22 protein-coding genes are annotated in these 17,824 nt (G+C 35.8%); 11 read left to right on the forward strand and 11 right to left on the reverse strand.

The window, feature by feature from the left end:
* Window positions 1-2 precede the first annotated feature (2 nt).
* Window positions 3-536, forward strand: coding sequence for a hypothetical protein (locus tag ACMAZA_RS02875; protein ID WP_435189866.1), 534 nt, complete (start codon window positions 3-5; stop codon window positions 534-536).
* 42 nt (window positions 537-578) lie between these two features.
* The gene (locus ACMAZA_RS02880) at window positions 579-1,886 is read left to right on the forward strand and encodes a malonyl-CoA decarboxylase domain-containing protein (RefSeq protein ID WP_435189868.1); all 1,308 of its coding nucleotides are present in this window, start codon (window positions 579-581) and stop codon (window positions 1,884-1,886) included.
* On the opposite strand, the gene ACMAZA_RS02885 is transcribed toward ACMAZA_RS02880, so the two are convergent.
* The 6 genes from ACMAZA_RS02885 to ACMAZA_RS02910 are packed head-to-tail and all read right to left on the reverse strand — an operon-like array spanning window position 1,883 to window position 6,086.
* Window positions 1,883-2,569, reverse strand: coding sequence for a heparan-alpha-glucosaminide N-acetyltransferase (locus tag ACMAZA_RS02885; RefSeq protein ID WP_435189870.1), 687 nt, complete (start codon window positions 2,567-2,569; stop codon window positions 1,883-1,885). The two genes, ACMAZA_RS02880 and ACMAZA_RS02885, sit on opposite strands and share 4 nt — an antisense overlap.
* Window positions 2,570-2,583: 14 nt before the next feature.
* Complete coding sequence (gene mog, locus ACMAZA_RS02890; RefSeq protein ID WP_435189872.1) at window positions 2,584-3,114, reverse strand: molybdopterin adenylyltransferase; 531 nt, start codon at window positions 3,112-3,114, stop codon at window positions 2,584-2,586.
* An 8-nt stretch (window positions 3,115-3,122) separates the two neighbouring features.
* Window positions 3,123-3,359, reverse strand: coding sequence for a molybdopterin converting factor subunit 1 (moaD, locus tag ACMAZA_RS02895; protein WP_435189874.1), 237 nt, complete (start codon window positions 3,357-3,359; stop codon window positions 3,123-3,125).
* A complete protein-coding gene (moaA, locus tag ACMAZA_RS02900) occupies window positions 3,356-4,351 on the reverse strand; it encodes a GTP 3',8-cyclase MoaA (RefSeq protein WP_435189876.1) in 996 nt (331 codons plus the stop codon). Before moaA ends, moaD begins: the two co-directional genes overlap by 4 nt.
* Window positions 4,348-4,827 (reverse strand): cyclic pyranopterin monophosphate synthase MoaC, encoded by a 480-nt coding sequence (moaC, locus tag ACMAZA_RS02905; RefSeq protein ID WP_435189878.1) that lies wholly within the window; start codon window positions 4,825-4,827, stop codon window positions 4,348-4,350. Before moaC ends, moaA begins: the two co-directional genes overlap by 4 nt.
* Entirely contained in the window at window positions 4,824-6,086 is a 1,263-nt protein-coding gene (locus ACMAZA_RS02910; RefSeq protein ID WP_435189880.1) for a molybdopterin molybdotransferase MoeA, read from the reverse strand. The genes moaC and ACMAZA_RS02910 overlap by 4 nt, the downstream gene beginning before the upstream one ends.
* Window positions 6,087-6,179: 93 nt before the next feature.
* Here ACMAZA_RS02910 and mobA point away from each other — a divergent pair, with 93 nt between their 5' ends.
* Window positions 6,180-6,758 carry a molybdenum cofactor guanylyltransferase MobA gene (mobA, locus tag ACMAZA_RS02915; RefSeq protein WP_435189882.1) on the forward strand — a complete coding sequence of 193 codons (579 nt, stop codon included), beginning with the start codon at window positions 6,180-6,182 and terminating at the stop codon, window positions 6,756-6,758.
* A gap of 3 nt (window positions 6,759-6,761) precedes the next feature.
* Here the strand turns inward: mobA and ACMAZA_RS02920 are convergent, their stop codons facing one another.
* The gene (locus ACMAZA_RS02920) at window positions 6,762-7,208 is read right to left on the reverse strand and encodes a molybdenum cofactor biosynthesis protein MoaE (protein ID WP_435190455.1); all 447 of its coding nucleotides are present in this window, start codon (window positions 7,206-7,208) and stop codon (window positions 6,762-6,764) included.
* A 94-nt stretch (window positions 7,209-7,302) separates the two neighbouring features.
* Here ACMAZA_RS02920 and kynU point away from each other — a divergent pair, with 94 nt between their 5' ends.
* Complete coding sequence (gene kynU, locus ACMAZA_RS02925; protein WP_435189884.1) at window positions 7,303-8,550, forward strand: kynureninase; 1,248 nt, start codon at window positions 7,303-7,305, stop codon at window positions 8,548-8,550.
* A 15-nt stretch (window positions 8,551-8,565) separates the two neighbouring features.
* On the opposite strand, the gene ACMAZA_RS02930 is transcribed toward kynU, so the two are convergent.
* The gene (locus tag ACMAZA_RS02930; protein ID WP_435189885.1) at window positions 8,566-9,261 is read right to left on the reverse strand and encodes a YczE/YyaS/YitT family protein; all 696 of its coding nucleotides are present in this window, start codon (window positions 9,259-9,261) and stop codon (window positions 8,566-8,568) included.
* Between the two features lie 152 nt (window positions 9,262-9,413).
* Between ACMAZA_RS02930 and ACMAZA_RS02935 the strand changes: the two genes are divergently transcribed.
* The 4 genes from ACMAZA_RS02935 to ACMAZA_RS02950 are packed head-to-tail and all read left to right on the forward strand — an operon-like array spanning window position 9,414 to window position 12,634.
* On the forward strand, window positions 9,414-10,202 hold the full coding sequence (locus ACMAZA_RS02935; RefSeq protein ID WP_435189887.1) for a phytanoyl-CoA dioxygenase family protein: 789 nt from the start codon (window positions 9,414-9,416) through the stop codon (window positions 10,200-10,202).
* Between the two features lie 8 nt (window positions 10,203-10,210).
* Window positions 10,211-10,972 (forward strand): TSUP family transporter, encoded by a 762-nt coding sequence (locus tag ACMAZA_RS02940; protein WP_435189889.1) that lies wholly within the window; start codon window positions 10,211-10,213, stop codon window positions 10,970-10,972.
* Complete coding sequence (locus ACMAZA_RS02945; RefSeq protein WP_435189892.1) at window positions 10,972-11,862, forward strand: fatty acid desaturase; 891 nt, start codon at window positions 10,972-10,974, stop codon at window positions 11,860-11,862. Before ACMAZA_RS02940 ends, ACMAZA_RS02945 begins: the two co-directional genes overlap by 1 nt.
* 7 nt (window positions 11,863-11,869) lie before the next feature.
* Complete coding sequence (locus ACMAZA_RS02950; protein ID WP_435189894.1) at window positions 11,870-12,634, forward strand: phosphate/phosphite/phosphonate ABC transporter substrate-binding protein; 765 nt, start codon at window positions 11,870-11,872, stop codon at window positions 12,632-12,634.
* Between the two features lie 5 nt (window positions 12,635-12,639).
* Here ACMAZA_RS02950 and ACMAZA_RS02955 read toward each other — a convergent pair whose 3' ends face one another.
* Together ACMAZA_RS02955 and ung are read right to left on the reverse strand one after the other, a co-directional pair.
* A complete protein-coding gene (locus ACMAZA_RS02955; protein WP_435189896.1) occupies window positions 12,640-13,680 on the reverse strand; it encodes a 4-phosphoerythronate dehydrogenase in 1,041 nt (346 codons plus the stop codon).
* Entirely contained in the window at window positions 13,677-14,348 is a 672-nt protein-coding gene (ung, locus tag ACMAZA_RS02960) for a uracil-DNA glycosylase (RefSeq protein ID WP_435189898.1), read from the reverse strand. Before ung ends, ACMAZA_RS02955 begins: the two co-directional genes overlap by 4 nt.
* 139 nt (window positions 14,349-14,487) lie before the next feature.
* Here ung and ACMAZA_RS02965 point away from each other — a divergent pair, with 139 nt between their 5' ends.
* The 3 genes from ACMAZA_RS02965 to ACMAZA_RS02975 are packed head-to-tail and all read left to right on the forward strand — an operon-like array spanning window position 14,488 to window position 16,058.
* Entirely contained in the window at window positions 14,488-15,144 is a 657-nt protein-coding gene (locus tag ACMAZA_RS02965) for a thiopurine S-methyltransferase (protein WP_435189899.1), read from the forward strand.
* Window positions 15,144-15,449 carry a cold-shock protein gene (locus tag ACMAZA_RS02970; RefSeq protein ID WP_435190457.1) on the forward strand — a complete coding sequence of 102 codons (306 nt, stop codon included), beginning with the start codon at window positions 15,144-15,146 and terminating at the stop codon, window positions 15,447-15,449. Before ACMAZA_RS02965 ends, ACMAZA_RS02970 begins: the two co-directional genes overlap by 1 nt.
* The gene (locus ACMAZA_RS02975) at window positions 15,450-16,058 is read left to right on the forward strand and encodes a transglycosylase SLT domain-containing protein (protein ID WP_435189901.1); all 609 of its coding nucleotides are present in this window, start codon (window positions 15,450-15,452) and stop codon (window positions 16,056-16,058) included. It abuts the gene before it with no gap.
* A 20-nt stretch (window positions 16,059-16,078) separates the two neighbouring features.
* On the opposite strand, the gene ACMAZA_RS02980 is transcribed toward ACMAZA_RS02975, so the two are convergent.
* On the reverse strand, window positions 16,079-17,794 hold the full coding sequence (locus ACMAZA_RS02980) for an ABC transporter ATP-binding protein (protein WP_435189903.1): 1,716 nt from the start codon (window positions 17,792-17,794) through the stop codon (window positions 16,079-16,081).
* Between the last annotated feature and the right edge of the window lie 30 nt (window positions 17,795-17,824).

Consider the following 17,824-nt stretch of genomic DNA (forward strand, 5'->3'; position numbering starts at 1 on the left):
ATATGAATCTTGCAACTTTTAAAACTGAAATTAATAAATTAGACCAGGATTTTTTACAGTCTATTCTTGATGGCTCAGCTCTAGTGATGGATAAAGATGAGTTCCTTGATCTTGGAAACTCTAGTGGCGCCTTTGTTATTTTTTGGATAGAGGATGAAACTTTTAGTTCCGTCGAGGAATTGAAAGAGTATTTAGATTTTGAGGCAGAGGATTTGCTTTCAAATTATTATGTTCATAGCCCCCTAAGTAGGGAATATTTTGAAAAAAGATTATTAGAATTAATGCTTGAATATGGGGAGGAGTCATTTTCATCACAACCTGAAGGTATGCCTCAGAAAAGTATTATGGTTACGAATGGTGAAATATCAATTTTGACTGAAAGTGATTATGTATTTAAGTATGGCCTTTATCTTAAACTTGATGAAAAATTGAATCCTCAAATTTCAGCTGTTAAAGCCAAAAATTGGCTGCAGTCAGGAACAGCCTATAATGATTACATTGCAGTCAACGTTTTTCGTTTTAGCGCAATTGAATAAAAAATCTTGTACAATTATTGCTCCATTAGTAATGGGGCAAATATGAACCAGCATCAAAACTTTTTAAATACAGTTATCCAGCGTTTAGGTATTGGAAGTCCAAGTAAAAAGAGCCTAAATTCAGAGAATTTAATCAGTCTTTGTAATCAGCTTGTAAGCAAAAATGGTGAGGCGACTCTTTTTTCACTTGCAAAGTCTATTCTAGAGGGATTTGAAAGTCTCTCAAATGATCAAAAGAAAACATTTTTTATAGAATTACTTAAACAGTTCAGTGTTAATCGCACATCATTAAAAAAAGCGTTAAAGGATCTAGACTATAACGATGAAGGGCAATTAAGAAAGCTGCATAAGTTAATAGAACCAAAGAGTCAAGAATTACTCAGAAGGCTCAATCAAGCTCCTAATGGAACCTCGTCTTTATTAAAAATGAGAGAATCTTTATTAAAATGTATTAAGGATTCTCCTGAATTAAAGTCGCTAGATTTTGATTTTGTACACTTATTTAAGTCCTGGTTTAATCGTGGATTTTTAAGATTGGAGCGTATTGATTGGTCTACCAGTGCAAATGTTCTTGAAAAAATAATGGAGTATGAGGCTGTTCATGATATATCTGACTGGCAAGATCTTCAGAATAGAGTAGCTGCTGCCGATAGGCGTCTTTATGCTTTTTTTCACCCAGCATTGCCGGATGAGCCACTTATTTTTATCGAGGTTGCATTAATGAACGATGTTCCGGATTCTATTATGCCAATTCTGGATTTATCTGTTGAACCTATTAACCCACATAAGGCAAATACAGCTGTTTTTTATTCCATCTCTAATTGCCAAATGGCTCTAAAGGGAGTTTCTTTTGGTAGCTTCCTCATAAAACAAGTGGTATCTGAAATTCAGCAGGAGTTTAAAGAAATAAAGCAGTTTGTCACCCTATCTCCAGTTCCAGGACTTAGGAAATGGGCTCTTAAGATGAATACCTCAAAAGATGCAGAGTTTTCAGATAGCATCTCCAAAGATATAAGCGATTGCTGCAATAAAGAAGAGGTTGATCAGTCAACCTTAATCAGACTTACTTATCATTATCTGACTCAAATTAAAAATAAAAGTGGTGATGCAATTAATCACGTTGCGCATTTTCATTTAGGAAACGGTGCTTCAATCTATAAAATCCATGCAGCTGCAAATAGTAATCAAATAGCTAAAGACGACTCTTGGGGAGTGATGGTGAATTACCTTTACGATTTAGATCTTGTTGCCAAAAATCATGAGTCATATGCTAACAAAGAGCCTATAGCAGTATCATCCAAGCTTACTAAATCTGTTCAAAGCAAAAAGAAAAAACTCTTGGCTTATTAGTTAAGCAAAAAGTAAACAAAAGCAACTATACCAAATAAAACTATTTGATGCGATAGGTAGATGAATAATGCATGCTTGCCCATTAATTCAAGCAATCTTGAACGAAAAGTAAATACCTTTTGATAAAAAGGGTGATGACCAAGAAATATTCCGATAAATACAAAGGATAGCCATGGAAACAATGGGTAGTAATCAACACTTCCATTAGGTAAAAATGACTCAAAAATATTTGAAAGAAAACCAAGATTGGGTTGATCAAAAATTATGCCAATCAGAATTAATATGGCTATCAAAAGTGAGGTTTTAGGCTGGTTTACAAATGCTAAAGCGATTAAAGATGAAACCCAAATCAAATGAAGAATGCCAAAATAAACCCATCCATCAGGAAACATAATGAAGGTCCCAAATGATACGATGAGAGCAGCCATTCCAAGATAGGAGAGTCGTCTGAGGAATTTTTTGTATTGAATGCCTTTGCTGTGAGCAATGACTAAGCTAATTCCAACCGCGCTCAAAAATAAAAAAACTATCAAGCATCGCCAGGCTATACCTAGCCAATGCGTAAATAAAGGAATTTCTGTAAAACCAAAAGTGTTTAGATCATAGATAAAATGGAATACAATCATCATAATGATTGCTGTTCCTCTCATTAAGTCAAGGGATGTGTCTCTATGATTAGACATAAAATATGCAAAATTTACTCAAATACTTGAGATACAAATGACTTGTCGATTGTAATTATTGATTCATCAAGTAGCTCAATACATTTTGGCACTGCAAGAAAAACAGCTCCAAGACAAACCGCAATAGCTACAGGCTTTCCTGGAAGATTAATCATGAGTGTTTTGCCTCGAGTCCCAGCAATCTGTCTCGATAGAATTGCTGTTGGAACTGTTCGAAGTGACACTATCCTCATCTGTTCGGCAAAGCCATCAAAGATTCTCTCACATACTGCCTCTGTCGCCTCAGGGGTGACATCTCTTGTTGTTGGTCCTGTTCCTCCAGTAGTTAGAATAAGATTGCATCCTAGATTATCACTCATATCGATTAAAGATTCTTCAATTAGTGGCTGCTCATCTTCAATCACTTTCGTAACAGTATCATAAGGACAGGTAACAGCATTTGCAATCCAGTCCTGCATTGCTGGTCCGCTTATATCTTCATATACTCCCCTAGCTGCTCTGTCTGAAATCGTAAGAAAACCAATCTTAATTTTATTATTTGCCATATATATTTTTAACCTCCAGTCACTGGTGGGAAGAAGGCGACCTCATCTGAATCATTAACTAATGTATCTTCAGAAGCTATCTCTTGGTTGACTGCACATAGTATATTTTTTGGGAAGTGATGTTCCCCGTATTTTTGAATTAGCTGTTCTTTAATCGTTGATATTTTGACTGGTGATTTAAAAGAAAAGTCTTCATCAGAGGTATTTAAGTTTTCTTTGAGTGAGGCAAAATAAAGAATTTTCATCCTCCCATCTCCACCATCTGTCGATTACTAATATTATCAACAACTGAGTCAAAAAAATGTTTTTCAGGTTTTTTTGTAATTGCATTGAGAATTAATTGCTTAACTTCCTGATCTTTCATACCAGATCTAATTGCATCTCTAAGAGAAACAGAGTCTTTCTGACCAAGGCAAAGGATTAATTCACCTTTGGCAGTCAACCTGACTCGATTGCAGCTACTACAAAAGTTATTAGATACTGCAGAAATTGTTCCTATACTAGTGTTTGTGCCTTCAATTTTAAGCGCTTTTGCAGGGCCATCAGTTTGCTTAGAGTCTTGGGATATGAGTCTATCTCCATAAGCCGAGTAAACCCGCTCTAAAATATCTTTTTCACTGAGGTGTCTATCTACTGCCTCTATTCCAGCAAGACCAATGGGCATTGTTTCAATAAATCGAAGGTCTAGGCCTCTATTAATTGCAAACTCAATCATTGATTCAATTTCATCATCATTAGTACCCTTCATGACAACCATATTAAGCTTGATTGGTTTCATCCCAACTGATATCGCAGCATCGATTCCATTGATAACAGTTTCCAAATCTCCATCTCTTGTAATTTCTTTAAACCTCTCAGGGATAAGAGAATCGATAGAGATATTAGCTCTATTGATGCCATGATTTTTTAACTTCAAAGCCATCGCTGGCAAAAGATGGGCATTAGTTGACAGGGGAATGTCACTCAGTCCGGGGATACCACCGAGCATTCTAGTTAAATCAAGAATATCTTTTCGGAGCAATGGCTCTCCTCCAGTGAGTCGAACTTTGGTCACTCCTAGTTCAGCAAACAATCGAACAATTCTTGCAATTTCTTCGAAGGTCAAAACCTGCGCTTTTTTAGTATGAGTTTGGTGATCCTCATCTCTACAGTAATGACAACGATAGTTGCAATGATCAGTAACTGAGACTCTCAAGTAGGTAATTTTTCTGTTGAATGGATCAACTATTTGATTCATGATTCTAAAATCCAGTGGCCTGACTTACCACCTTTTTTTTCTAAAAGTTGAACATTATCAATAACCATAAAGCGATCAACTGCTTTGCACATATCGTAAACAGTCAGAGCAGCAATACTTGCCGCAGTTAGTGCTTCCATCTCAACACCTGTTCTTCCATTAAGCTTTGCAGTAGCAGTGATTTCAATGCAATTCTTATCAGTGTTGGGAGTAAGTTCAACGTTGACCTTTGTGAGCATTAACGGATGGCAAAGTGGGATAAGTTCTGAGCATTTCTTTGCAGCTTGTATGCCTGCTATCTTTGCTACTGAGAGAACATCACCTTTTTTATGAGAGCCTGAGACTATCAATTCTAGAGTGTTGCTTTGCATTACAACTCTAGCTCCAGCTTTGGCTTCTCGCATAGTGCTTTCTTTGTCCGAAACATCAACCATTTGCGCTTCGCCATTTGAATTGATATGTGTTAATTTGCTCATCTTGTTAGCTCACTTAGTGGGTAGTAATCAAGAATGGTACCAGTATCAAATACAGTATTTTCAGGTATCTCAATAATTCCATCTGCCCAAACAACTGAGCTCATTACATCTGAGCCTTGTTTTGGATATAAACTCGCAATAGGAATTTCTGATGAGTAGTCAATCTTTACCCGCGCATATTCTCTTCTAGGTTTAGCACGCTTACAGTCAAAATTTGTTTTCACTTTAATTGGCTCATTTTTGAAATTGCTGTTTCCTTGTATTTTCTTAATGTAAGGTAGGGCAAAAATACAGTAAGTAACAAAGCTAGATACAGGATTTCCTGGAAGACCAATAAAAGGAATATTCTTCACTTGACCATAGGCGAGTGGCTTACCAGGCTTCATTTTAATTTTCCATAGACTAAGTGAGCCAAGTTTTTCAACTGCAGGCTTAACATGATCTTCTTCACCCACTGAAACTCCCCCAGTCGTCATAATCAAATCACAGTCGTTCGATAGTTTTTCAAGTGCACCACAGGTTGAATCAAAATTATCTTTAATGTTGCCAAGATTAAGAACTTCACACCCAGCGTTTTTTAAAAGAGCGACTAACGCATATCGATTCGAATTATAAATTTTTCCTACTGTTAAGGAGTTACCAGGCTCAACCAGTTCATCTCCAGTGAAGAAGACTCCAACCTTAAGCCTTTTAAAGACGTGAAGCTCTCCGATGCCAACTGATGCTGCAAGGGATATATCTTCAGGTTTAATTTTTTTTCCAGTTTTAAGGATTACATCATTCTTTAAAATATCATTGCCTGTTGGACGAATATTTTCATTCAATTCAATAGATCTACTAATTGTTATCTCTGAGCCATCTTCAGAGGCTTGACACTCCTCTTGCATGATAACTGTATTTGCCCCTTTTGGTATGGGTGCCCCCGTAAAGATTCTTGCAGCATTCCCTTTTTTAAGTTCCTTTCCAGTGGAACCGGCAGCAATTCTATCAACAACGCTAAAGGTTTGATTTATTGAATCCAGTTTTTTCTCATCGAGCGCAATTGTATATCCATCCATTGCACTATTATCGAACCCTGGCACATTAATTTTAGAGTGAATGTCTTCAGAGAGTATTCTTCCAATTGAGTCATCTAAAGATGTAATTTCAGTATGCTCTGAAACCTGAGCTGAATCAATTAAAAATTCGAGCGCATCATCAGCACTCATGAGAGAATTGCTGAACATTGGAGAGCTCGATTTGTTTGATTGATCATTCATGATGTTCCAATTTTTTTTTATCTATACTGTGTATTATACAATTGCAAGAAAATTTCCAAATTACAAAAAACTTGAAAAAAGGACATTAATTAATTGAAAAAAATTTTAAAACGTGAGATTTCATCAGTGATCTTGGCGGGTGGTCAAGGACTAAGAATGAATGGAGTAGATAAGGGTTTGGTGGAATTTCGGGGACTACCTTTGGTTGCTCATCTTATAAGTGTTATAGATTCAAGAGTTCATAAGATATATATTAGTGCGAATAGAAGTTTTGATTCTTACTCAACCTATGGAGAAGTCATTTCAGATGATTTAATGAACTTCCAAGGACCCCTTGCTGGAATTTCAAAAGCGTTAAAGGTTTGTTCAACTAAGTATCTCCTCGTTCTTCCATGCGATAGCCCCCTAGTTGATTCCAAGCTTATCGATGACTTAATAATTAAAATGGAACAAAAAGATGCAGATATTTGTGTAGCACATGATGGCTCAATCATGCATGCAACATTCGCTTTGATGAGGTCAAACTTGAGTAAAAGTCTTGATTCTTTTCTTAAAGATGGGGGTCGTAAAATGGCTCATTGGTATCGCCAACAGAATTTAGAAAGGGTTGATGTATCTGATCGTTTGGAGGTGTTAACTAATCTTAATAGCCTAGAAGATATGAATTTTTGAAGCTCACCAGCGTTTTTTTTGTTCTTCATCACTTTCTCTCTTGCAAACCCATTTTTCTTCCTTGTCAGAAACCTCTTTTTTCCAGAATGGGGCATCCGTTTTTAAGAAATCCATTATATAGTTACATGAATCAAAAGCTGCTTGTCGATGCTTGCTTGAAGTAATAACTAAAACTATTTGATCACCAACGACAAGAGTTCCAACACGATGAATAATCGTAACAGATTCAATTTCCCATTTTTTTCTTGCTTTGTCAGCAATTGATCTAAGTGATTTTTCCGTCATCCCTGGATAGTGCTCTAAGGTCAAGGAGATGAGAGATTCGCTTGTTAAATCTCGAACAGTTCCAATAAAGCTAACTACTGCCCCAATGCTGGAGTTAGTTGACTTAATTAACTCAACTTCAGAAGTTAGGTCAAAGTCATCAGTTTGAACAACAATTTTATCCATCATTTAATTTTATCGCTTTTGGGACCTGCTGAATGATCTTTGATTTTTTTTATATAGACTATAATTTTATCGATAATTCAATAATCAAGTCTTAATGAAAACACTGAAACTTGAAGATTTAAAGAATCTAGATCAGCAAGACCCACTCTCAGAATATCGAGAGGCGTTTAATCTTCCAAAAAATACAATTTATTTTGATGGAAACTCACTGGGCCCTGTCCCAAAAACAACTCTGAATAATCTTAATAACACAATTAACGAGGAGTGGGGTAGCGACTTAATAAATAGTTGGAACAAGGCTGATTGGATTAACTTGCCTCAAACACTGGGTAACAAAATTGCACCACTTCTTGGAGCTAAGGCTGGAGAAGTTATAGTGGTTGATAGCACTTCAATTAATTTATTTAAGGTACTTACTTCCGCTTTAAGATTAAATGAAAATAGAAAAAAAATTTTAAGCGAATCAACAAATTTTCCGTCTGACCTCTACATTCTTGAGGGTTTAAATCGAATTTCAAATAATCAGTATGAGTGTGTGTTAATTGAAGATGATGACAATAATATTGAAAAATACATAGATTCATCCACTGCAGTAGTGATGCTTTCTCATATTGATTATAAGACTGGTCGAATTAGTGATATGAAAAAAATTACTGATTATGCGCACAATAAAGGAGCGCTCGTTGTTTGGGATCTTAGTCATAGTGTTGGTGTAATGCCAATGGATTTGCATAATATCGGAGTAGATTTTGCTGTTGGCTGCACCTATAAGCACCTCAATGGTGGGCCAGGGGCGCCAGGATTTTTATATGTTCGTAATGATTTAATTGAGAAAGTAACGCAGCCACTATCAGGTTGGCTTGGGCATAGCAATCCATTTGCGTTTGATCGTGAATACAAGCCTGCAAATAATATTAATAAATTCATCTGTGGGACACCATCTATTCTTGCCTATAAGGCAGTAGAGAGCGGCCTTAATGTTTTTGAGGGCATATCTATGGAACAAGTTCGAGAAAAAAGTATTCAACTCTCTGAGGTATTTATTGAGCTGATTAACCAAGAGTGTGACGAATTTGAGTTTAAATTATTTTCTCCAAATGATTCCAACCTTAGAGGCAGTCAGATTTCATATATGCACGAAAATGCCTATCCAATTATGCAGTCACTAATCTCAAGAGGAGTTATTGGTGATTATCGTGAGCCCAATATTTTGAGGTTTGGTATTTCGCCTCTTTATATGAGGTATGAAGATGTTTGGAATGCAATAATGCACCTTAAAAAAATTATGCAATCTAATGAGTGGGACTCATCAAATTTTATGGTTAGAAATTATGTTACCTAACCGTTTTTTGAATAGTTAGGCCTCTTTAGAGAGCTTTCCGACAATTGTAATACCTAGAGCAACTGAAGGCCCAATGCCTAGAGCGAATATGACTGTTCCAAGTCCAACAACTTCTCCTAATAGTTTATCTAAATTATTCAAAAGACATATTGAACCTAAAACAACCACACTAATCTCAATTGTAGTTCGAATAGAATAAATTGGCATATTGGTAACCTTTTGCAGTCCTATCATTAGGCCATCCCTAGGGCCAGCTCCAAGATTGCAAATTAAATAGAACCCACTTCCAATTCCAATAGTCAAGACACCAATAACTACTTGTAATACCTTAAGTGGATAGAGCTCAGGATATGGCAAAAAATAAACTGAAAACTCAATTGTCAGGGCAATAATAAAAGCATTTAATATTGTTCCCATTCCAGGCTTTTGTTTCAACGGTATCCACAACATAAGAACAAAAATACTGATCACAAATGTAGAAAGTCCCAAGGACCAATTAGTAAGGTTTGAAATTCCTTGTGCAAAAACAGTATAGGGCCCAACACCAGCTCCGCTAGTTATGAGGAGACTCTCTCCCAATCCAAATAAAAATAAACCAAAAACTAGAAAGATGAAGGTTAAGGGCTTTGGTTTTAAGTTAAAAGAGTCTTCAGAGCTCCAGACCACTTTGGGAATTTTTTTGATAGTAAAGGTGTCTGAAATTAGCTTCATTGGTGGATAGTAAAGTAAAAATTAGGTTAATAATACAGATGTTTTTACTTGTTCTTTAAGGAAGTATAAATTATAAAATGTATCTTTTTGGTTTGAGAATTTAGTTATTATTTAAGCTATGTTTAATTTGAATTAAAAACTACTTTAGGCTTATGTCACTATTAATCAAACAATCCGATGTTCAAAGTTTTAGAGAGGATGGCGTTGTTATTCTTCGAGGGTTTTTCAAAGATTGGATTGATGTATTAGCTAATGGTGCTGATTTTCATCTCAAAAACCCAAGCGATCGATCCTTGGTTCACCAAAAAGAAAAACACCAGGGACAATTCTTAGAAGATTTTTGCAATTGGAAGCGTATTCCTGAATATACGGATTTTGTCTTTAATTCTTCTCTAGCCACCATCGCCTCCAATTTAATGGAGTCAAGATCTGTGCAATTTTTTCATGATCATTTTTTTTATAAAGAGGCAAACTCTGGAGTGCCTACCCCATGGCATCAAGATATGCCTTACTACTGCGTTTCTGGCCATCAAACCGTAAGTTTTTGGCTGCCACTAGAGTCAAGACACAAAAATGTTTCATTGAGATCTCTTGCTGGAAGCCATCTTTTAGACAGAGAAATTAGACCCACTAGCTGGGCTAATAATGAGAGTTTTTATGATGATAGTGGGGTTTTTATGGATATGCCAGATATTGAAGCATATGAAATAAGAGAATGGGAGACAGAGCCCGGAGATGTCATTGCGTTCAATTTCAAGACGATTCATGCTGCAAATGCAAATCTAGAAAAAAAGATGAGTAGAACTCTATCCTTTAGGTTGCTGGGGGACGATGTTGTTTATAATGAGCGTCCAGGAAGGACTTCACCAAGTTTTCCCGGTATAAGTCAAAAAAATGGGGAGCGCCTCAGAGAGGACTGGTTTCCTACTCTCTGCAGATAATAATATCAATGGAAATTTCAAACTTGACAACAGAGATTCTTGTGTTTTTATTCTTTGTTGGAGTAATAGCTGGCTTTCTTGATACGCTTGTTGGAGGCGGAGGGTTGATTGCAGTTCCAGCGCTTTTACTGAGTGGTATTCCGCCTATCTATGTTCTTGGAACGAATAAGTTGCAAGGCAGCATGGGTACAGGTATTGCCACCTTTTTATTATTTCGAAAAAAAAAGTTAGAATGGCAAATGGTCAAAAAATTAATGATCGCATCTTTCATTGGTTCGGTCCTAGGTGGCATCATTGTTCAGTTTGTTGATACCGAGGTTCTTTCGTTTGTAATTCCGATCGTTCTTGTTTTTATTGCAATTTACTTTATTGTTTCTCCGAAACCTAAAGCAATTAGTTCTAGCTCCAAGTCTGACAAGAGATTTGAATCATATGTCGTTCCAGGCGTGGGATTTTATGATGGGATGTTTGGCCCTGGCGCCGGTTCTTTTTTTGTTATGACGGGAGTGATGCTTAAAAAACTTGAAATTATTCAAGCCACAATATTAGCAAAGCCACTTAACTTTGCATCTAATGTGGCAGGTTTTATAGTTTTCTTTATATTTGGACACATCGCCTTTGTTGTGGGATTGGTTATGATGCTGGGACAATTGATTGGCTCTTTTTTGGGAACGCATTATTTACTAAAGGCTAATCCAAAATTGATTAGAGTATTAATAGTTATTACTTCCTTATCGATGTTAGCTAAGTATATGAGCTCTTTGGTCTGATGAAAAATAACAAAATAGATTTAAAAACTGAATTTCCCACATGGGTTATCATCTTTTCAGTTTATTTTCTATGGTGGGCTGTGCTGAGCAATTTTTCTACTATTCCGTTCGCGCATCTTTTTCTAATTATCATCTTAACTTTCCATGGATCTGTTCAGCATGAAATCCTTCATGGCCACCCTACTAGATATCAAGGATTTAATGATTTATTGGCTTACCCGTCACTAGCTCTTTGGTCACCTTACTTGGTTTATAAAAGCTCTCATCTCAAGCATCACGAGGATATAAATTTAACAATTCCAAATGTTGACCCTGAAAGCTATTTTATTAGTAAGGATGAATGGGATATGTTAGGCGGTTATCGACAAAAACTTGCAGAATTTAACATGACTTTGTTAGGAAGATTAATACTCGGACCTTTTTGGTATTTCATCGCACTTAAAAAAGAATTTGTGATGAGTTTTAAAAATTTTTTTTCAATCAATTTTCTAATTTGGTTCTCTCATGAAGTCTTTGTAGTAATATTTTTATATTTCATTTGGTCCTTTTTTAATATTCACTTTTTAGTTTATATTGGATGCGCTTATATGGCACAAGCATTGACAATGTTAAGAAGTTTTTATGAGCACCGTCCTAGCTCCAACCCAAATCACCGCTCGATAATAATGCACACCTCATTACTAATGAGAATTTTATTTTTAAATAATAGCTACCATTTTGTTCATCATAAAAATCCTAATATGAGTTGGCATCAAATACCAAGAGAATACAAATCTAATTCAGAAAAATATAAACAATCTAATAGTTATTTCTTAGAAAAAGGTTACTTTACTTGGTTTAAAAAATATCTATTTAAGCCTGTTGATAAGCCAAAACACCCAGCCTTTTAACTGAGTTATGGAAAAAGAATTTATAGGTATTGGAATGTACTCAATAAATGATGAGCTTGAGAAAGCTTGGCAGGACCTTTTTCTTATAGCTGGAAAATTAAGTCCTGGTCTGGGTCTCCCAATTCATTTTTTGAACAGTATTGAGGAAAATGTTATTGTATCAAGTCAGACCCGAATTAGTCATATCTGTGGTTTACCGTTGGTAAGTCAATTTCAAGAAAAATTAATTCCAATTTGTACTCCTCATTTTGATCTTGAAGGTCTTGAAGGGCCAAACTACTTTAGTTACTTTATGGTTTCTAAAAAAAGCCAAATTAGATCCGTGACAGGATCTAGGGGGCTAGTTGCCGCAATCAGTAGCTATGATTCTCAAAGCGGCAGTAATGTTTTTCGAAACGAGATTGAGGTTGCAAAAAAGCTTGATTTTTTTGATGACTTTTACAAAAAAATTGTCACTACTGGCTCTCATAAAAACAGCATTCAAAAAATTATCGATAATGAAGTTGATATTGCTTGTATCGACGCAATAAGTTATAAAAATATAAATAGAGCAGAGCCTGAAATTGGGGATAAGTTAAGGATAATAGGGCGCTCAATTATTTCTCCTGCCCCTCCTTTAGTTACTCATAAGGATAATCCATTATGCTCTTCGAGGGGTTTAATCAGAGCACTTAATAGTGCACTTAATTTGATGGACAAAGAGTCTAAAGACGCTTTAAGAATAAAGCGATTTTCTTTTGTACCTTTTGATACTTACAACTCCCAAATTTAAAAAGTTTAGATACCTTTTGGTAATTTGTATTCAGTCTCAAAGTGCCTCCATTCATAGCGCTCAGGATAATTTCTTCTATAATTTTCAAAATTAGATATGTCTTGAATTGCTTTATCATCAGCATGGAATGAGTAAATTGAATTAAGAGTCTCATGAAGATTGTTCTCCCTGATGATTTTTAATTCTGGATTGATTAGATGCTCGATGTTATCATTCAGTGGCTTTTTGATATATTTGCAGAGATCCTTATAGATCATGAAGCTGCCCATAAATTTAGCATCAATAGAATGCCCTGCAATATGAGGCGTTGCCCAGTAAGCTGATTTTTGAAGATTTAAGTTAATATTGGGTTCATTTTCCCAACAGTCAATTATGTTTGCTTTTGTTTGGGTTGTTTCCCAGACCGTTTCATTAATGATTCCTCCTCTTGCAGCATTGATGACTATTGCATCATTATTTATATGTTTAAAATTGTGACTATCTAAAAGTTTGTAAGTAGGATGAGGACCTGAGTATTTCAAAGGGGTATGAAACGTCACTATGTCAGCACTTAGGGCACTTTCTAGAGAAGTAAAATTATCACTTCCCTCTAGAGCCTCTCGAGGTGGGTCATTTAAAAGCGTTTTCATTCCAAGTTGTTTTGCTTTAACTTCAAGCCTTCTCCCTACATTTCCTACCCCAATGATTCCAAGGGTCTTATTAGATAATTTGAAGCCATAGTCTTTAGATAAATTTGCAATTGCGCTGATAACATATTCTGAGACAGCATTTGCATTACACCCCTGAGCCGATGAGAGAGTTATAGCATTATCTTCGAGATAGTTTTTATCTATATGGTCTAATCCCGCAACAGTAGATCCGACAAACTTTATATTAGCGTCTCTCAGAAGCTTTTCATCGACTCTAGTTCTAGATCTGACTATTAATGCATCAAAATCCTTTAGACTTTCGCTTCTTATCTCTCTTCCAGGAAGTGTAAACACTTCGCCAAATTCTGAAAAAATTTGATTAGAGCCCCAGACTGCGTCATCAATCAGTAATTTCATATGGATAAGCTCCAATCAATCAATTCCTGATTAGATGCTTTGAGGTAGCTATTTGTTTTTGAGAAATGTTTGCAGCCAAAGAAACCTTTATGGGCAGAAAATGGAGAAGGGTGAGCCGCACTTAGAATCAAATGCTTATTACTATCAATTAATACTGATTTTTTATTTGCATAAGCGCCCCAGAGTAAAAACACTAAATTCTCTTTATTGTCGTTTAGTAGGGTGATAACCTGATCGGTAAAGACCTCCCAGCCATGATTAGCGTGAGAGGCAGGGGAGTTCTTTTCTACTGTAAGGACGCTATTGAGCAGTAAAACTCCTTGTTTGGCCCAATTTTCGAGGTGACCATGTCCTGGATTATTAAAATCAACATTATCTTGATCAAGCTCCTTATAAATATTTCTGAGGGACGGCGGAACAGCTATTCCCTTTGGAACAGAAAAGCTTAAACCTTCTGCCTGACCTTCTCCATGATAAGGGTCTTGCCCAAGAATGACAACCTTTGTAGCCCTGAAACTTGAGTACTCAAAGGCTTTAAACCATGTTCCCCGAGGAGGGAAAATTTCATAATCAACTCTGGAGTTGAGAAATGATAGTAAAGAGCCAAAATAATCCTTATTTTTTTCGTCAGATAAGTAAGGAGCCCAGTCGCCAATATCTTGAGTCATTTTATTTTATTGGTAGATTGACTTTTTTGAAGTAATCATAAAATTGCATTTGAAAGCCATAAAATATATTATGTTCTTAAATGATGTGCAAATTAATTTGCAAGGTTAAAGAACATTTGTATTATATCAAGGATTGGTAATGACTGATTGGATCAGTAGGTGGGAGAGTAACAGAATTGGTTGGCATGCAGAGCAGGTCAACAGACATCTGAATAAATATCTTGATAGGTTTGAGTTGTCATTTGGAGAGTCAGTCTTTGTTCCACTTTGTGGGAAAACAAATGACATGCAATACCTTCTTGAGAAAAATATAAAGGTTATTGGCGTTGAGATGAGTAATATCGCTATTGAGCAATTTTTTTCAGAAAATAATCTGGATTATTTGGTTTCAAACCTTGGTCAATTTGTACTGTATGAGGGTGATGGAATTAAACTTTATTGTGGTGATTTTTTTGATTTAGATTCGAGGTATTTAGAGAATGTGAAAGCAATATATGATCGGGCGTCACTCATTGCCTTGGATGAAGGCTTAAGACAAAAATATGCTAAACATTTAAGTGATATAATAGAATTTGATGCTAGGATTTTACTCTTGACTTTAAACTATCCTCAGCATCAGAGATCTGGCCCACCTTTTGCAGTCAGTAAAGAAGAGGTCAAACAATTATTTAATGGTTCATTTGATATTCAAGAATTGCATTGTATTGAGGATATTGAAAATGAACCGATGTTCCAAAATCTTGGAGTAGATTTTGTTGAAAAGGCAGTGTATTTGCTGCAAAAAGTGAGAATGTGATGGCAAAAAAAATGACGGGCATAGTCGCCCAATTTGGTACTAAAGGGTATGGATTTATTACAGGTGATGACGGAGAGAAATACTTTGTTCACCAAAAAAATGTTTTTAATAAGTCTCGTTTAAGAAGTGATACCAGAGTTAAATTTAAAGTTGAAACCTCGGAAAAAGGCCTGGTTGCTGTTGATGTTAAGTTAGAGAAGATAGTTGAAGAGTCAGCGCCACTAACCGACAATGACATTAAAGCAATGTTTGGTGTTTTGCTAGTTTTCCAGATTATTATCGCGTACTTTGTATTTTTTGGATAAATGAAAAAACTACTAGTCTTAGGTTTACTTGTTGCAATTTCAATCTCTGGATGTCTTTCCACACCTGCAAGAGAGGTAACAAATATCTGTACCTTGCTTGATGAAAAGGTAAGTTGGTATCGTGCAGCTAAATTAAGTGAAGAAAAGTGGAAAGTGCCAATGCACTTGCAAATGGCTATCATTCATCAAGAGTCGCGCTTTGCCTCAAGAGCTAAACCACCACGCAATAAAATCTTCGGATTTATTCCTGGCTCAAGACCAACTGACTCATATGGATACACTCAAGCTAAAAAAGCAACATGGGAGTGGTACCAACTTAAAACTGGTAAAAAAGATGCCCGAAGAGATAACTTTGCTGATGCTATAGACTTCGTTGGCTGGTACGCTAACCAATCTAACCTCAGATCTAAGATTAGCAAGACAGATGCATATCGACAATATTTAGCTTACCATGAAGGACATGGCGGCTACAACAAGAAGAGCTACGAGCAGAAGGATTGGCTTATTTCAATTGCTAAGAAGGTAGAGAACAAATCAAACACCTATAAATCTCAGTTATCTCAGTGTCGAGAACAACTCGATAGCAATAGAATCTGGACCCTTTTCTAATAAATTAAAAAGCGCACTATTTATGTCTGCTGCTGTGTTAATGTCAGATACTCGCCTGACGCTTCGATTAGTTCTGAATGAGTTCCTTGTTCAATAATTTCTCCGTCCTTAAGCACAATGATACGATCAGCATTTTTGATGGTGCTTAATCGGTGGGCAATAATTATTGTTGTTCTGCCTTTTTGCATTTTGTTAATTGCAGATTGAACAAGCTTTTCTGTTGCTGAATCAAGAGCTGATGTTGCCTCATCAAGAATTAAAATTGGGCTATCTTTTGCAATAGCCCTCGCAATCGAAAGTCTCTGTCTCTGTCCTCCAGATAGAGTGACGCCGTCCTCGCCAATTTCAGAATCGTACTTATTAACTAGTTTTTCAATAAATTCACTTGAATTAGAAATTTTTGCAGCATTTAATATAGTTTCTTTTGACATTGTATCTTTCTGACCAAAAGCTATATTGCCACTGATTGAATCATTAAATAGACGAACATTTTGGTCTACATATGAGAAATTTGATCTGTATGAGGTCAAATCAAACGAACTGATGTCTTCATTATTGATGCTTATCTTGCCACTTGAAGGTTCATAAAAACGTGTTAGTAAGTTAACTAAGGTTGTCTTACCGCTTCCTGTAGAGCCAACGAGTGCAACAGTTTCGCCATTTTTAATTGTTAAATCAATTTGATTTAACGAGGACTTTTCACTGTCATATGAAAAGCTAACTTTATCAAATTTAATATCACCAGAAACAGTATTCATAGGCTTGCTACTTGAATTATCCTCTGGCATTTCGTCTATGAGATCAAATACACTTTTCCCAGCTACAATTGCTTGCTGCAAGGGTTTATTTATGTTGATTAAAGTCTTTGCAGGTTTAACAAGCATACCCATTGCAGTGAAATAAGCTAGAAAATCACCAGCAGTCATGATCAGAAAAGTTGAGGAAAAATAAACTACACAGGCCAAAGATAGTCCAATCAGTGCATTTACAATTGAGGTATTCAGGCCTCCAGCGAGATCAACTTTAAATCTTTGTTGCCTAATGGTGTTAATAATCTTGAAAAATTTATTTTTTTCGCTAGTCTGTGCGTTATAAATTTTAATCAAATCATTTCCAGAGATATTTTCATCCAAAAGGTGAGTCATTTTCCCCATAGATTCTTGAACTTTTATAGATCCTTTGCGAATTCTAGAAGTAGATAATTTAACCGCCAAATATACCAACGGAAGCAGAATTAAAAGAATAAGACTTAAGAGAAAGCTTTTATAGAATAAATAGCCAGTTAGAATGATTACAGTGAACGAAGACTTAATAAATTCAAGCCAAATGGTTGATGCAGCGGCCGATATTTGCTCAACATCAAATGTCAACTTTGAAAGCGTCTCACCAGTTGTGTGTTTATCAAAGTAGGCTTTAGGTAGTCTAATAAGCTTAGAAAACATATTGACTCTCAAATCTAAAATGACTTTATTAGAAATCCAAGAGCTCGCACTGATAGATGTTAATGCAAACAAAGAACTTAAGGCAATTACTGAGAAAAGAATTACTGAATAATAAAAGGCTTTATTGCTGGAACGATTGTTAGAAAACAATGTATCAACAATTTGACCAGTAATCTCTGGTATTGCCGTCTCTAATAGAGTAGCAAAAACCATCATTATTGAGGTAAAGACTAATTTTCCTAGATGCTTTTTTAAATATGGAAAGAGTCTCTTTACGAATTGTTTATAACCCATTATGAATTGTTTATTGGATGTGCCCATATT

Origin of the sequence: Pseudothioglobus sp. nBUS_23 (assembly GCF_051201565.1) — a bacterium.
GTDB lineage: Bacteria > Pseudomonadota > Gammaproteobacteria > PS1 > Pseudothioglobaceae > Pseudothioglobus.

Coding starts and splice junctions, on each gene's coding strand:
- ACMAZA_RS02875 (WP_435189866.1), top strand. CDS start 3: ATGAATCTTGCAACTTTTAAAACTGAAATTAATAAATTAGACCAGGAT.
- ACMAZA_RS02880 (WP_435189868.1), top strand. CDS start 579: ATGAACCAGCATCAAAACTTTTTAAATACAGTTATCCAGCGTTTAGGT.
- ACMAZA_RS02885 (WP_435189870.1), bottom strand. CDS start 2,569: ATGTCTAATCATAGAGACACATCCCTTGACTTAATGAGAGGAACAGCA.
- mog (WP_435189872.1), bottom strand. CDS start 3,114: ATGGCAAATAATAAAATTAAGATTGGTTTTCTTACGATTTCAGACAGA.
- moaD (WP_435189874.1), bottom strand. CDS start 3,359: ATGAAAATTCTTTATTTTGCCTCACTCAAAGAAAACTTAAATACCTCT.
- moaA (WP_435189876.1), bottom strand. CDS start 4,351: ATGAATCAAATAGTTGATCCATTCAACAGAAAAATTACCTACTTGAGA.
- moaC (WP_435189878.1), bottom strand. CDS start 4,827: ATGAGCAAATTAACACATATCAATTCAAATGGCGAAGCGCAAATGGTT.
- ACMAZA_RS02910 (WP_435189880.1), bottom strand. CDS start 6,086: ATGAATGATCAATCAAACAAATCGAGCTCTCCAATGTTCAGCAATTCT.
- ACMAZA_RS02920 (WP_435190455.1), bottom strand. CDS start 7,208: ATGGATAAAATTGTTGTTCAAACTGATGACTTTGACCTAACTTCTGAA.
- kynU (WP_435189884.1), top strand. CDS start 7,303: ATGAAAACACTGAAACTTGAAGATTTAAAGAATCTAGATCAGCAAGAC.
- ACMAZA_RS02930 (WP_435189885.1), bottom strand. CDS start 9,261: ATGAAGCTAATTTCAGACACCTTTACTATCAAAAAAATTCCCAAAGTG.
- ACMAZA_RS02935 (WP_435189887.1), top strand. CDS start 9,414: ATGTCACTATTAATCAAACAATCCGATGTTCAAAGTTTTAGAGAGGAT.
- ACMAZA_RS02940 (WP_435189889.1), top strand. CDS start 10,211: ATGGAAATTTCAAACTTGACAACAGAGATTCTTGTGTTTTTATTCTTT.
- ACMAZA_RS02945 (WP_435189892.1), top strand. CDS start 10,972: ATGAAAAATAACAAAATAGATTTAAAAACTGAATTTCCCACATGGGTT.
- ACMAZA_RS02950 (WP_435189894.1), top strand. CDS start 11,870: ATGGAAAAAGAATTTATAGGTATTGGAATGTACTCAATAAATGATGAG.
- ACMAZA_RS02955 (WP_435189896.1), bottom strand. CDS start 13,680: ATGAAATTACTGATTGATGACGCAGTCTGGGGCTCTAATCAAATTTTT.
- ung (WP_435189898.1), bottom strand. CDS start 14,348: ATGACTCAAGATATTGGCGACTGGGCTCCTTACTTATCTGACGAAAAA.
- ACMAZA_RS02965 (WP_435189899.1), top strand. CDS start 14,488: ATGACTGATTGGATCAGTAGGTGGGAGAGTAACAGAATTGGTTGGCAT.
- ACMAZA_RS02970 (WP_435190457.1), top strand. CDS start 15,144: ATGGCAAAAAAAATGACGGGCATAGTCGCCCAATTTGGTACTAAAGGG.
- ACMAZA_RS02975 (WP_435189901.1), top strand. CDS start 15,450: ATGAAAAAACTACTAGTCTTAGGTTTACTTGTTGCAATTTCAATCTCT.
- ACMAZA_RS02980 (WP_435189903.1), bottom strand. CDS start 17,794: ATGGGTTATAAACAATTCGTAAAGAGACTCTTTCCATATTTAAAAAAG.